Origin of the sequence: Collinsella aerofaciens, from assembly GCF_015558785.1 — a bacterium.
Lineage (GTDB): Bacteria > Actinomycetota > Coriobacteriia > Coriobacteriales > Coriobacteriaceae > Collinsella > Collinsella aerofaciens_P.
Window position 1 is genome coordinate 188,665 of sequence record NZ_JADMOP010000001.1, and the last position, 13,106, is coordinate 201,770.

Sequence of the window (13,106 nt, forward strand, 5' to 3'; positions counted from 1 at the left end):
TCCCCGCGGCGTCAGTCGGTAGATAGCAAAAAGCGGCGGTCGTCCCGTACGTGGGACGACCGCCGCTTGCGTTGGCTGCAATGAGTCGTGCGATTAGAGGCCCAGGATCTCCTTGACCTTGGTGATGATGGCCTCGTCGGTTGCGTTGGCAAAGAAGTACTCCTGGAAGTGTTCGCCGGCAAGTGCGCCCTTCACCAGGTCCTGATCGATCTCGCCCAGAACGTCGACGAGCGGACGCATGGTCACAGCGCGCACGCCGTCGAGGATCTTCTTGTTGCGCTGCTCGGGCTCAACGCGCTCGGCGGGGTAGCCGTTGCCCGAACCAAAGCCAAAGAGCTTCTCGAAGGTGTACTCAAGGTTGAGCTCCTGGCCCCAGCCGTTCTTGAGGGCGAAGGGCATGGCGACGGCGTTGCCATCGTTGACCTGGGCAAAGGTGTAGGCATCGAGCGGGTCGGCAACGTGGCCGCACAGCACGCCGGGGAAGGAGTTGCAGGCGAGCATGGCGCCCTCGCCGGTGCCGCAGCCGGTCACGACGTAGTCGGCAGCGCCGGAGTTGAGCAGCACGGCGGCCAGGATGCCGTTCTGCACATAGGTGAGGGGCTTGGAGTCGGCGTCGGCATACATGCCGTAGTTAAAGACGGTGTGGCCCATGGGCTCGACAACCTTCTTAAGGGCAGCCTCGATCATAGGGTTCTTGGAGTTCTGAGAGTTCTCATTGATCAGAGCGATTTTCATTGCGAATTACCTTCCTATTTCTAACTTGCGGTGGAATAGTTCCTATTTATCCTGATAGATGGCCTATACAGGAACTATTTCACCGCAACTATTACATTGGCCTTAATGTGGGCGTGCGGTGAGCGAGCGGGCTTGAGGCGGAGCAGGTTGCCTTGAAAGAGGAGGGAAGCGTACTTGGGTACGCGACCGACGATTGAAAGGCAAGATGCCCGTCTCAAGCCCGCGCAGCGCCTAAGCAGGTTGCTTGCCGATGTAAGCCAGAATGCCGCCGTCGACGTAGAGGATGTGGCCGTTGACGAAGTTCGATGCATCGGAAGCCAAGAACACGGCGGGGCCCTTCAGGTCCTCGGGCGTGCCCCAACGGGCGGCCGGCGTCTTGGCAATGATGAACTGGTCAAACGGGTGACGGCTGCCGTCGGGCTGCGTCTCGCGCAGCGGCGCGGTCTGCGGCGTGGCGATGTAGCCGGGCCCAATGCCGTTGCACTGGATGTTGGCCTCGCCAAACTCGGAGCAGATGTTCTTGGTGAGCATCTTCAGGCCGCCCTTGGCCGCGGCATAGCCGGCGATGGTCTCGCGGCCCAGCTCACTCATCATCGAGCAGATGTTGATGATCTTGCCGTGGCCCTTGGCGATCATGCCGGGCAGGCAGGCCTTGGACACGATAAACGGTGCGTTGAGGTCAATATCGACGACGCGGCGGAAGTCCTCGGCGCTCATGTCGAGCATCGGGGTACGCTGGATGACGCCGGCGTTGTTGACCAGGATGTCGGGTGTGGTGCCAAAGTCGGCCTCGATCTTGGCGATGAGCTCGGCAACGACGGCCTCGTCGGTGACGTCGGCAACATAGCCGTGAGCGTCAAAGCCCAGCTCACGGTAGTGCTTCTCGGCCTCGGCTACTTTGTCGGCGTGACGGGCGTTAAAGGCGATTTTGGCGCCGGCCTCTCCGAGCGCCTCGGCAATGGCCATGCCAATGCCGTAGGTGGCGCCGGTCACGAGCGCGACCTTGCCATCCAGGCGGAAGCTGTCCATAAGATCAGACATAGCGATCCTTTCAAAAGAAACGTTCATCTATAAAAGTCATGCTTCTCATACAAGGTCAGTATAGGTGAAGCGGCGTAATAGCCACCCCTTATTTCCTAAAATCAGGTGAACGTTCACTTTTAAAAGGCGAACGGCAGTCTTGTCCTTGCCGCACGGACGTTTATTCGCCCTGTTCCTGCGTGCCCTCTGCGATCATGTTGCGGTTATACACCAGGTGCAGATACATCGCGTCGTGCGCGGCGGTGGGATTGCGCGAGGCGATGGCGTCGGCCACATCGCGGTGCGTGCGGATAGTTTCCTCGACGAGCTTTTTGCCGGTCACGTCGATAAAGAGGGGGACGGATGCCTTGAGCACGCCCATCAGGCGGGGAACGACGAGGTTTCCGGAGCTCTCGGCAATGGCATTGTGGAACGCGGTGTCGGCGGCGGAGTAATCCTCACCGGCCTCGGCCAGGCGCTCGGATTCGTCGCAGAGCTCTTTGATACAGACGACCTGGTCGTTGGTTGCGTGCTCGGCTGCCATGCGTGCAATCTGCGGCTCGATCATAAAGCGCACCTCGAGTAGGTCGCGCGCCAGACGCTGCTTGTCATCGATAAAGGTAAAGCCCAGCGGGTCGTCGGCAACGCCGGGGTTCGAGGCCACATAGGTGCCCGAGCCCTGCTTAATGCGCACGATGTTGCGCGACTGCAGCAGTTTCATGGCTTCGCGTACGGTGCTCCTGCCAGCACCCAGGCGCTCGACGAGCACAGCCTCCTTGGGCAGGCGGTCGCCTTGCTCAAGATGCTCATCCAGGATCAGTTGAATGATTTTATCTGCTATCTGCTCGGGGAGTCCCGAATCGGCTCGTGCCACGCTTCACCTCATATCAAAAGAATTCATCAGAGCTATTCTAGCTCATTTACAGAAGCCGCGGTGGTTCGCTCCGACAATGGAGAGCTGTAAGTAGCCGTTTACCGTCAAAAACAGATCGTTCAGGAAATACATCAGATGTATTTTGAAAAAAGTTTCCCTTTTAAACATCAGACCTATTGAAAACACGCTATAGTCTAAGGCGAATTCAAAAGGTCTGATGAATTGGAGGAAAGATGTCAGACCCAACGTTTATGGCTGATCCCACCAGGCTGGTCATCGCCGCCATCGTGGGCATCGCGCTGCTGCTTGCGCTCATCATCAAGTTCAAGCTGCATCCCGTGCTTTCGATGATGGTCTCGGCGCTCGTGATCGGTATCGGCGCCGGCATGCCGCTCGACATGGTGGCAGACACCGTCACCAAGGGCGTGGGCACCACGCTGCAAAACATCGCCCTGCTCATTGGCCTGGGCTCGATGTTTGGTCAGATTCTTGAAGAGAGCGGCGGCGCCAAGAAGATCGCCCAGACCTTCATCGATACCTTTGGGCAGGGTCACTCCAGCTGGGCACTGGGCATTACCGGTCTGGTCATCGGTACTACGGTGTTCTTTGAGGCCGGCGTGGTCGTTTTGATTCCGCTTGCGTTTAGCGTGGCATCGCAGACCAAAAAGTCGACGCTCTACTACGGCATCGCGCTACTCGCGGGACTTGCCGCTGGCTATGCGTTTGTGCCGCCATCGGCCGGGTCGGTTTTGGTCGCCGGCACGCTCGGTGTCGACCTGGGCACCATGATCCTCGTCGGTATCCCCACCGCCTTCATCGCCATGGCGATTGCCGGCGTCATCTGGGGCCGCAACGTGGGCGGTCGCATTTTTACCGATGTTCCGGAGCACTTTACCTCTGCCGAGGGTGCGAGCGACGAAAAGGAGCTTCCCTCCTTTGGCATGGTGCTTGCCATCGTGCTCACGCCGCTTTGTCTGATTTTGCTGGGCACGTTGTCCTCTTATATCCCCATGCCCGCCGAGTTCGCCTCGATTCTCGCCTTCCTGGGCAAGCCGTTCGTCGCTTTGACGCTCGCCACGCTCGTCGCGATGTATCTGCTGGGCGCGCGCCGCGGCTACTCCGGCGCCGAGCTCAAGGCCTTGCTCGACCGCTCTCTTAAGCCCGTCGGCATGATCTTGCTGGTTATCGCTTGCGGCGGCGTCATTCGCTGGATGCTGCAGGACTGCGGCTTGGGCCAGGTTATTGGCCCTATGCTCGAGGCTTCACCGCTGCCTTTGGTGGTTGTTGCCTTTTTGATTGCCGTCATGGTGCGTGCCTCTGTCGGCAGCTCCATCGTCGCTATGACCATGGCATCGGGCATTATGGCCGCCATGCCCGCGGTTGCCGGTGCTTCGGTGCTCATGCGTGCCGCTATCTGTCTTGCCATCTGCGGCGGTGACACGGCCCTCTCGCACGTCAACGATGCCGGTTTTTGGATGTGCTCCTCGTTCCTGGAGATTGACGAGAAGACCACCCTCAAGTCCTGGACCGTTATGGAGACGCTCATCGGCCTTTCGGGTCTTGCCTGCGCCCTGGTGATTTCGTTCTTCGCCTAGTTCGCGTAGCTAAGCATCTTTCGCCGAGTGCATCGCCCGGTACCCATTTACACCTGATTCATTAACCAACGATTGGTACAACCGTTTAAATCAAAAGAGGAGAGCATCATGGACGAGAAGACCAAGGCACAGATTCAGCAGGAGGTAGCCGACCTGGTTGCCAAGCTGCAGCCGCGTTCCGGCAAGTTCCGCACCATCAGCCCCGAGATGGACCCGCTGCGCCTGGGCTCTGGCTGGAGCATCGAAGACCTGGACAAGCCGCAGGTCATCATCGAGTCGACCTTTGGCGATTCGCACCCGGGTTCTGCCGGCCTGTTCGAGCTGGTCGAGGAGGTCCGTGCTGGCGTTGCCGAGGCTGGCGGTCACAGTGCTCGTTACTTCTGCACCGATATCTGCGACGGTGAGGCCCAGGGTCACGATGGCATCAACTACTCGCTGCCCAGCCGCGACATGATCGCCAACATGATCGAGATCCATGCCAAGGCCACCCCGTTCGACGCCGGCGTCTTTGTCGCCAGCTGCGATAAGGGCCTGCCTGCGAACCTCATGGCCATGGGCCGCATCAACATCCCCTCCATCGTCGTTACCGGCGGTGTCATGGATGCCGGTCCCGATTTGTTGACCCTGGAGCAGCTCGGCGCGATTTCTGCCCGCTACGAGCGCGGCGAGATCTCCCGCGAGGAGCTTGAGTTTGCCAAGCACAACGCATGCCCCAGCTGCGGCGCCTGCTCTTTTATGGGCACCGCGTCGACCATGCAGGTTACCGCCGAGGCCCTGGGCCTTATGCTCCCCGGCACGGCCCTGCTGCCCGCAACCAGCTCCGATCTGCGTGAGTTTGCGCGCGAGGCCGGCCGTCAGTCCGTGTGGCTCTCCGAACACAACCTGTGCCCGCGCGACATCGTGACCAAGGAGTCCTTCGAGAACCTCATTATGGTCCACGGTGCCATTTCGGGCTCCACCAACTCGCTGCTGCATATCCCCGCGATTGCCCGCGAGTTTGGCATCGAGATGTCCGCCGACGACTTCGATCGCCTGCACCGTGGCGCCCACTACCTGCTCAACGTTCGCCCCGCAGGTGAGTGGCCGGCGCAGTTCTTCTACTATGCGGGCGGCGTGCCGCGCATCATGGAGGAGATCAAGTCGATGCTCCACCTCGACGTTATGACCGTCACCGGCAAGACTCTCGGCGAGAACCTCGAGAACCTCAAGAACAACGGTTACTACGAGAAGTGCGGTCGTTACCTTGAGAAGTGGAATCTCAAGCGCGAGGACATCATCCGTCCGTTTGACCAGGCCTTCGGCACCGACGGTTCCATCGCCATCCTCCACGGCAATCTTGCTCCCGAGGGCGCGGTCGTCAAGCACACCGTCGTTCCGCGCGAGATGTTCCAGGCTACGCTCAAGGCCCGTCCGTTCGACTGCGAGGAGGACGCCATTCACGCCGTCCTGACGCATGAGGTCAAGCCCGGCGATGCCGTTATCATTCGCTATGAGGGCCCCAAGGGTTCCGGGATGCCCGAGATGTTCTACACCACTGAGGCTATCGCCAGCGATCCCGAGCTGGGCGCGAGCATTGCCCTGATCACTGACGGCCGCTTCTCCGGCGCCTCCAAGGGCCCGGCTATCGGTCACGTTTCGCCCGAGGCCGCTGTGGGCGGTCCGATTGCCCTGATTGAGGAGGGCGACCTTATCCGAATCAACATCCCCGAGCGCTCGCTGTCCATCGTGGGCATCGCCGGCAAGGAGATGGAGCCGGCCGAGGTCGACGCCGTCCTGGCCGAGCGCCGAGCCGCTTGGAAGCCCAAGGCTAATCGTTACACCTCCGGCACGCTCAAGTTCTTTACCGAGCATGCAGTTTCCGCCATTCAGGGTGGCTACATGGAGTAGCGCACGTACGCATCGAATTTCTCCTCTCATAGATGTGCGGCACAAAGAGCCCCGAGTTCATACGAGCTCGGGGCTCTTTTCGTCTAGATTGGGGACGCATGGCCGGACGAAAACAATTTGCGTCTGGTAATAAGCGTACGAAAGCGCAATTTACGTCTTAATTCCGTACGCAAATCAAGACGAAAATCGTTTACGTCTGCTTTAAATCCGTACGAAAACGGTTTTCGTCTTGCAGGGCAGTTGCCGTTTCTACAGTTCAACTTCCAGTTCGGCTTTGTGCTCGTAGAGGTAGTCGCGCATGTAGGGGATGGCAAATGAGACCTTGCCGTACGAGGGAGCCTCGATAATCGATTCTCTTAACAGGCGGCTGCGGACGGAACTCACCTGTTGAGGCGTTTTGTTTAGGGCATCGGCAACCATGCTGGTCGAGCTCGTCTGCCCCAAAGATGCCATGCTCAGCAGATAAGCGATGCACGTGGGCGGAATGCGCTGTAGCGCGGGCTCAATCACCATGCCGCAGAAGCGTTCGCGTGCCGTTGCAATGCCACGCTCGGCTTCTTCTTCTCCAATAATCGCTGTATGTGCGCGTCTTGCCAACTGCCATGCGTAGTATCCAACGAGTTGGATCATGAAAGGATAGCCTTGCGTTGCCTCGGCAAGTTGGCCGGCAATACCTGGCTGCAACTCCATGCCAGACGCTTCAATGGTTTCCTCGAGGGAGTACGACACTTCGGTTACTGCCACAGCCTTCAGGTCAAAGGGGAGGGCACGGCGCAAAAACGCAAGTGTCTTTCCGTTGATGATGCTTTCAATCATCGAAGGCAGCCCAGCAAAAACAAAGGCGATATCAAGGTCTTCGCCGATAACCTGCTGAATCGCAATGGAGAGCGTTCGGACCTCATCGAGCTCTGCGTCTTGAATCTCGTCGAGAGTGATGAGCAGGCCATTTCCATTCTTGGATATTGTCTGTCTCATGGCGTCGCGTAGCGATGGGCCGATTCGCTCAATATCTATGCTGCCGATGGATATGCCAGCTACGGTGGGCTCAAATCTGGCATGTTTGGCCTGGAATTTGGGCTGCAGCTGTTCGAGAATGCGCTGGCAAAGTCCCTCGGTTGCGACCTCTTTTATGACCGTCCAGCCACGGCTTTGCGCCAAACGTGAGCACTCGTCAAGGAGGACCGTCTTGCCCGTTCCACGGACGCCGGCTATGCGCATTAGGCGCCCAGGGGCACCAGGCCCGTTGGTGAGGCCTTCACTGAATTCTTCAAGTACATCTTCGCGGCCGATAATCGTGGGAGGTGTTTTACCTGCTGTGGGCTTAAAAGGGTTTGTTTGCATGTGAGCCACCTTTGCTCAAGATATAGCAAGATATAGCAAAGTATAGCAAGATATTGCAAAGTATAGTGAGATATAGCAACGTATAGCGCTGTTCTCGGGTTCTTACGGTGGTGCTATTTTCCGAATGCCGCGCGGATAAAGCGCTGGGCGAACAGCTTGTTGGCGACGTTGATGACATGGCCCAGGAACAGTGCCGAGATGGCGGTCGTGACGCCAAAGCCGCCCAGGTTGTACATAAGGATCAGCGACAACGCGAGCGAGGCGGCGACATGTGAGCAGTCAAACACGACTTTTACGTCACCAAAGCGGCGTTTAAGCTTTTCGGCAATGACTTGCACCAAGCCGTCGGGCGCGTTGGGGACAACGCCCATGTTGACGACGAGACTTACGCCAAATGCGGTGACAGCGAGGGAGAGCAGCATGGTCGCAATCTGTGTGGGGAGTGCCGTGGGATGCAGTGGGTTGACCGCCATGAAGAGGTCGGTCAAGCCGCCAATCAGCGTTGAGAAGAACAACTCGAGCAGGATGCGCGGCTGGAACTCGCTTCGCAAGATGGCTAATTGCGCCACGATGTAGGCGACGTAGGTTGCGGTGATCCAAAAGCCGAGCGTCTTGCCAGTGAGCATGGATAGGGTTGTGGCAAAGCACGTGAGCGCGGCGACGCCCAGGCCGGATGCCGTCTGGAGACTCATACCGAGTGCCAGTACTGCAACGCCCACAAGATACATCAGCATTCTAATGACGGTATGGCACCAGTCGATGTTCTCGCCATGCATGATGATGAGCGGTCGCATGTTGCTACCCGTCCTTTCGGTTGTGTGAAAAAGCTGACCCGGGCCGGCAAAAGAGGGTTATCGGAGGCACTGCTGCAAAAGCAGAAAAGCCGGCCCACGGTCAGTCGTCTAGGAAGTGTCTCGCTGTGCCGGAATGGGACTAAAGGTCCAACGAGACGGGAAGAAAGCAAATGGCATTGCGTGGGCGATAAGATGCCAAGATGGTAGGGTGTGTCTTAACATCCTATTGCCCACGCTCAACGAAATCGGTTTCGTTTGAGCCTAAGTATACGCACGGGATTTTATTTGCGAAGAGAAAAACAATAAAAAGGTGAACGTTCACCTAATCGCAACAACTCGTTGGCTGTAGTTGCGGTGGAATAGTTCCTGTTTTTGCTGCTGAAGGCCTTGAACAGGAACTATTCCACCGCAACTTATGATGGGGCGGGGGATGCGATAGTATTGCATGGTGAAATTCGACAAACCGTGAGCTTCATCCGAGGGCTTTATGGAACAGCACCAGCATTATCAGAGCCTGCAAGACCAGGCGTACAACGCATTGCGCTCCAAGATCATCTATGCCGAGCTCAGGCCCGGCACGCGTCTTTCGGCGATTGGTCTGGAAAAGGAGACGGGAATCGGGCGCACGCCCATTCGCGAATCCTTTGTGCGCTTGCGTGAGCAGGAGCTGGTGGAAACGCGTCCCAAAAGCGGCACCTACGTCTCTAAGATCAGCATGGAACGCGCCGAAAACGCCTGCTTTTTGCGCGAGAAGCTCGAGAGAAGCGTGCTAATTAAATGCTGTTCGGCCGCCTCGCCCGAGCAAAAGCAGCGGCTTGAGCAGATTCTTACCGAGTCCGAGTCGCTCGACCATGGCGAAACGCGCCGTTTCTTTGACCTGGATAACCTGTTCCATGAGACATGTTTTGAGATTGCCGGTCGTCACATGTTGTGGGATTGGATGAAGAGCATCAACACGCATTTTGAGCGATATAACTGGTTGCGTATGGTGTCGCAGGATTTGGATTGGGAGCCGATTCGTCGGCAGCATCGCCGGATTCTCGAGGCCATTAAGAGGGGCGATACCGACGCGGCGAGCTATCTGGCAGAGACGCACCTGCACCTGATGCCCGAAGAGCAAGGTCCGGTTATCGCCTTGCATCCCGACTATTTTGAGCTGTCCAAAGACTCGTTCATCTAATCAATCCCCATATAAGTTGCGGTGAAATAGGGACTGTTTTGTGACCTAGGTGGCGCAAACAGTCCCTATTTCACCGCAACTGCGTTGGGGTGTGACCGGGGCACAAAGATGCGGTGCCGCTTGGAGGAAAAGACCGGAAGCAAAGGTCCATTCCTCCAGACGGCGCCGCAGCTGTTTTGATGGCTCGGCTTTTACCGAAGTGGCTCAGTTGAGCGCGACTGCCAGCCGATTATACAAAGCGGCTCGGGGGCGTGTCGCTTCCGTCACGTTCTATCAGCATACAAGACGGTTTTGGTTCTTGTTCGTGACGGAAACGGCGCGCTTCCGAGCCGCTTTAAAAGAAAGGGGGCGAGGTCTAGGGCACGCCCCCTTTCACGATAGAGAGCTAACCTAGCCGCGGACCTTCTTGACGACGTCCATGGCCTCGCGGGCGATCTGCTCGACCTTGGAGAAGTCGCCGTCGGCAAACAGGGCCGGCTTGACCATCCAGGTGCCACCGCAGGCGATGATGGCGGAGGAGCTCAGGTACTCCTCGACGTTGGCGGTGCTCACGCCGCCGGTGGGCATAAAGCGGTGACCGACAAACGGAGCGGCGAGGGCCTTGATGGTGTTCAGGCCGCCATACTGGGACGCGGGGAAGAACTTGGTGACCTTGAGGCCCAGGTTCTCGGCTGCGGTGACCTCGGAGGGGGTTACGGTGCCGGGAAGGACAGGCAGGTCGATGTCGATGCAGTGCTTCACAACGTCCTCGTTGTAACCCGGGGAGACGATGAACTTGGCACCGGCTGCGCGGGCCTGCTCAACCTGCTCGACGGTCAGGACAGTGCCGGCGCCAACGCACATCTCGGGCTCGGCCTCGGCCATAGCGGCGATGCACTCGGCGGCGCAGGCGGTGCGGAAGGTGACCTCGGCGGACTTCATGCCAGCTGCCATAAGGGCGTGGGCGAGCGGAGCGGCGTCCTCGACCTTGTCGAGCACGACGACCGGCACGATGCCCAGGGACTCAAGCGTGGTGTAGAACTGATCGAACATAATGTTCCTTTCGATGTATGGCGCGCATGGGCGCGTGATTGCCAAATATGCTGGTCAGGAGCCGATTTTGGATTGGTTATCGGAGGCACTGCTTGGGGTTCAAGCAATTCCAAAACCAGCTGCTCGACCAGTCATGTAGGGAATGCCAGGCAAAACCGGAATGGGACTGGTGGTTTTGCCCGACCGGAGGAATCGGGGAGCGGGCCGCAGGGGTATGGGATTGGAAAGCTGCGGCCCGCGGAATGGAGACGGATTAGCGCGCGACGCGGGTGCCACCGTCGGCGGCGGATGCCACGGCTGCGATCTCGTCTGCGGTCACCAAGTTGGAATCGCCCTTGATGGTGAGCTTGAGGATCGACGCTGCAATCGCGTAGTTGACGGCGTCCTGCGGGTCAAAGTCGTTGATGAGGGCATGGACGAGGCCGGCGTTGAAAGCGTCGCCGGCGGCAACGCCCTCGAGCACGTGCACGTCGTGAGCAGGGGAGAACCAGTGCTCGCCACTCTCGGCGTCAAAGAGCATGCCCATCCAGATGGAGCGCTCGACGCAGGAGATGTTGCGGACGACCGAGGCGACCTTCTTGCAGCCGTACTCGGCGCAGATCTGGCGGGCCATCTCGACGTAGGTGTCGCGCTCCTCGATGCCGTGGGCAAGGGAACCGGAGACGCAGGTCATGCCGAGGCCGGCAGGCGCATCCTCGTCGTTGGCGATGCAGATGTCGACGAGCGGCAGGAGTTCCTTCATGGTGGCCTGCGATTTCTCGGGCGACCACATCTTGCCGCGATAGTTCACGTCGCACACGGTGGTGATGCCCTTGGCGCGGCAGACGGTGAGGGCATCCTTGCAGGCGGCAGCCATCTCATCGGAGACGGCGGGGGTCACGCCGGAGAAATAGAAGACATCGATGCCCTTGAGGATCTCGTCCCAGTTAAAGACGTCGCGCTTGGCCATGTTGATGGCAGAGTACTTGCGGTCGTAGACGCAACCGTTACCGCGCTGCGAGGCGCCGACCTCAAACACATAGGAGCCAAGACGGTCGCCCTGACGCACGACGCGCGTGGTGTCGACGCCGTAGGCCTTCAGCGAACGCAGGGCGCACTCGCCCAGACGGTTGGCCGGGACAACGGAGACGTAAGCGGCCTTGTCGCCCTGGTAGGCCAGGGAAAGCGCAGTGTTGGCCTCGGCGCCGCCGTAGCGGACGTCAAACTCGGTTGCCTGCTCAATACGCAGGTGGTCTTTGGGTGAGAGTCTCATCATGATCTCGCCGAAGGTAAGAACCGTTTTACCCATGGTCGCGCAGCTCCTTTTACTCGTGCGTACACCTTTGATATGGCGTTGGCACGCAGGTGCCAAGACGGTAGGGTGCGTCTTTGCACCTGCGTGCCAACGCTCGCCGAAATCGGTTTACGAAATCGGTTTCGTTTCGAGTTGTAGTATACTCACCTACAGCGTTTTGCAACCGAGATTTTTAAAAAAATGCCTAAAATGGCTCAGATCGCCGACAATTGGGAAACGGGGTGCGTTATGGCGCAGATGAGAATCAAGGACATTGCCGCCGAGGCGGGCGTGAGTCCGGCCACGGTCTCGCGCTACCTCAACAACCGCCCCGGGCAAATGACCGAGGAGACCCGTGCTCGCATCGCGGCAGTTATCGAGCGCACCGGCTATCGCCCACGTGCCGCCGCGCGCAATCTGCGCAGCTCGCGTACGAACCTCATCGGTGTGATTCTGGCTGACATCGCCAACCCGTTCTCGAGCGCCATGCTCGAGGGCCTTTCCGCCAGCGCCGCGGCGCGCGGCTGCTCGCTCATGACGGCCATTAGCGGCAACGACCCCGCTAAGGAAGCGGAGTCGCTCACCAGACTTATCGATGCCGGCGTGGACGGCCTGGTCGTCAACACCTGCGGAGGCAATGACGAGGCGATCGCCGCGGCAGCGGGACGTCTGCCCGTTGTGCTGCTCGACCGCGACGTTGCCGACGGCGGTGTTGACCTGGTGACATCTAACAACCGTGAGCTGGTCGCCGGCTTGGTAGATGCCTTGGCAGCTGCGGGCAGCGAGCGTCTGTGCCTGCTCACCGAGGCAAGTGACGATAGCCCCGTGCGTCGAGAGCGCGCCGAGGCCTTTGCCGACGAGCTTTCGCGCCGCGGCCTTGCGGGCGAGGTCGTCACCCTGGCCGACGGTGGCGCCACGGGCGTCGGTCGCTTGGACGAGACCATCCGCGGCTATGCAGGCAAAAAGCTCGGCCTCATTGCCGTCAACGGCCTGGTTTTCCTGCGTCTGACCGAGGCACTGGCGCAGCTTGGTCCCTCGCTGCCGGCGGGTCTCAAGATCGCAACGTTTGACGATTACCCCTGGAATCACGTGCTCTTTGGCGGCGTGACCACGGCCGCGCAAGACACCCTTACCATCGCCGAGCGCGTGGTCGAGCGCCTGTCCGAGCGCATCGACGTTGTTACCACTACTGTGGGCGAGGCCGCAAAGCTGGCGCCCAAACGCATCGAGATCCCCGGCCACATCGAACACCGCGCATCGACCTCGCGCTAACCGCTCGTTCGCAACGGCCTGTTCGCGCACGTTTTTTGAGCGCTTGATACGCTTTAACCCTGCGGAAACATTTTTCTGCGATAGTATCTGCGATATAGACCAG

At 59.1% G+C, this 13,106-nt stretch carries 11 protein-coding genes; 4 read left to right on the forward strand and 7 right to left on the reverse strand.

Going from position 1 to position 13,106, the window contains the following annotated elements; translation table 11 throughout:
• Positions 1 to 93: 93 nt before the first annotated feature.
• The 3 genes from I2G40_RS00770 to I2G40_RS09740 form a co-directional block, all read right to left on the reverse strand.
• Positions 94 to 735 (reverse strand): RpiB/LacA/LacB family sugar-phosphate isomerase, encoded by a 642-nt coding sequence (locus I2G40_RS00770; RefSeq protein WP_195520940.1) that lies wholly within the window; start codon positions 733 to 735, stop codon positions 94 to 96.
• Positions 736 to 966: 231 nt separating this feature from the next.
• A complete protein-coding gene (locus tag I2G40_RS00775; protein WP_055286000.1) occupies positions 967 to 1,776 on the reverse strand; it encodes a gluconate 5-dehydrogenase in 810 nt (269 codons plus the stop codon).
• Between the two features lie 160 nt (positions 1,777 to 1,936).
• Entirely contained in the window at positions 1,937 to 2,629 is a 693-nt protein-coding gene (locus tag I2G40_RS09740) for a FadR/GntR family transcriptional regulator (protein WP_195543855.1), read from the reverse strand.
• Positions 2,630 to 2,862: 233 nt separating this feature from the next.
• Here I2G40_RS09740 and I2G40_RS00785 point away from each other — a divergent pair, with 233 nt between their 5' ends.
• Positions 2,863 to 4,224 carry a GntP family permease gene (locus tag I2G40_RS00785; protein WP_195543856.1) on the forward strand — a complete coding sequence of 454 codons (1,362 nt, stop codon included), beginning with the start codon at positions 2,863 to 2,865 and terminating at the stop codon, positions 4,222 to 4,224.
• 108 nt (positions 4,225 to 4,332) lie between these two features.
• Positions 4,333 to 6,111, forward strand: coding sequence for a dihydroxy-acid dehydratase (ilvD, locus tag I2G40_RS00790; RefSeq protein WP_229090565.1), 1,779 nt, complete (start codon positions 4,333 to 4,335; stop codon positions 6,109 to 6,111).
• Positions 6,112 to 6,360: 249 nt separating this feature from the next.
• On the opposite strand, the gene I2G40_RS00795 is transcribed toward ilvD, so the two are convergent.
• Together I2G40_RS00795 and I2G40_RS00800 are read right to left on the reverse strand one after the other, a co-directional pair.
• Positions 6,361 to 7,452 carry an ATP-binding protein gene (locus tag I2G40_RS00795; protein WP_195543857.1) on the reverse strand — a complete coding sequence of 364 codons (1,092 nt, stop codon included), beginning with the start codon at positions 7,450 to 7,452 and terminating at the stop codon, positions 6,361 to 6,363.
• Between the two features lie 113 nt (positions 7,453 to 7,565).
• Entirely contained in the window at positions 7,566 to 8,246 is a 681-nt protein-coding gene (locus I2G40_RS00800; RefSeq protein WP_195543858.1) for a YczE/YyaS/YitT family protein, read from the reverse strand.
• A gap of 487 nt (positions 8,247 to 8,733) precedes the next feature.
• Here I2G40_RS00800 and I2G40_RS00805 point away from each other — a divergent pair, with 487 nt between their 5' ends.
• Positions 8,734 to 9,426: a GntR family transcriptional regulator gene (locus I2G40_RS00805; protein ID WP_195240517.1), complete on the forward strand. Its 693-nt coding sequence runs from the start codon at positions 8,734 to 8,736 to the stop codon at positions 9,424 to 9,426.
• Between the two features lie 390 nt (positions 9,427 to 9,816).
• Here I2G40_RS00805 and eda read toward each other — a convergent pair whose 3' ends face one another.
• Together eda and I2G40_RS00815 are read right to left on the reverse strand one after the other, a co-directional pair.
• Positions 9,817 to 10,458: a bifunctional 4-hydroxy-2-oxoglutarate aldolase/2-dehydro-3-deoxy-phosphogluconate aldolase gene (eda, locus tag I2G40_RS00810; RefSeq protein ID WP_055286010.1), complete on the reverse strand. Its 642-nt coding sequence runs from the start codon at positions 10,456 to 10,458 to the stop codon at positions 9,817 to 9,819.
• Between the two features lie 253 nt (positions 10,459 to 10,711).
• Entirely contained in the window at positions 10,712 to 11,746 is a 1,035-nt protein-coding gene (locus I2G40_RS00815; RefSeq protein ID WP_195543859.1) for a sugar kinase, read from the reverse strand.
• Positions 11,747 to 11,980: 234 nt separating this feature from the next.
• Between I2G40_RS00815 and I2G40_RS00820 the strand changes: the two genes are divergently transcribed.
• Positions 11,981 to 13,003, forward strand: a complete 1,023-nt coding sequence (locus tag I2G40_RS00820; protein ID WP_195543860.1) for a LacI family DNA-binding transcriptional regulator — start codon at positions 11,981 to 11,983, stop codon at positions 13,001 to 13,003.
• The last annotated feature ends 103 nt before the right edge of the window (positions 13,004 to 13,106 follow it).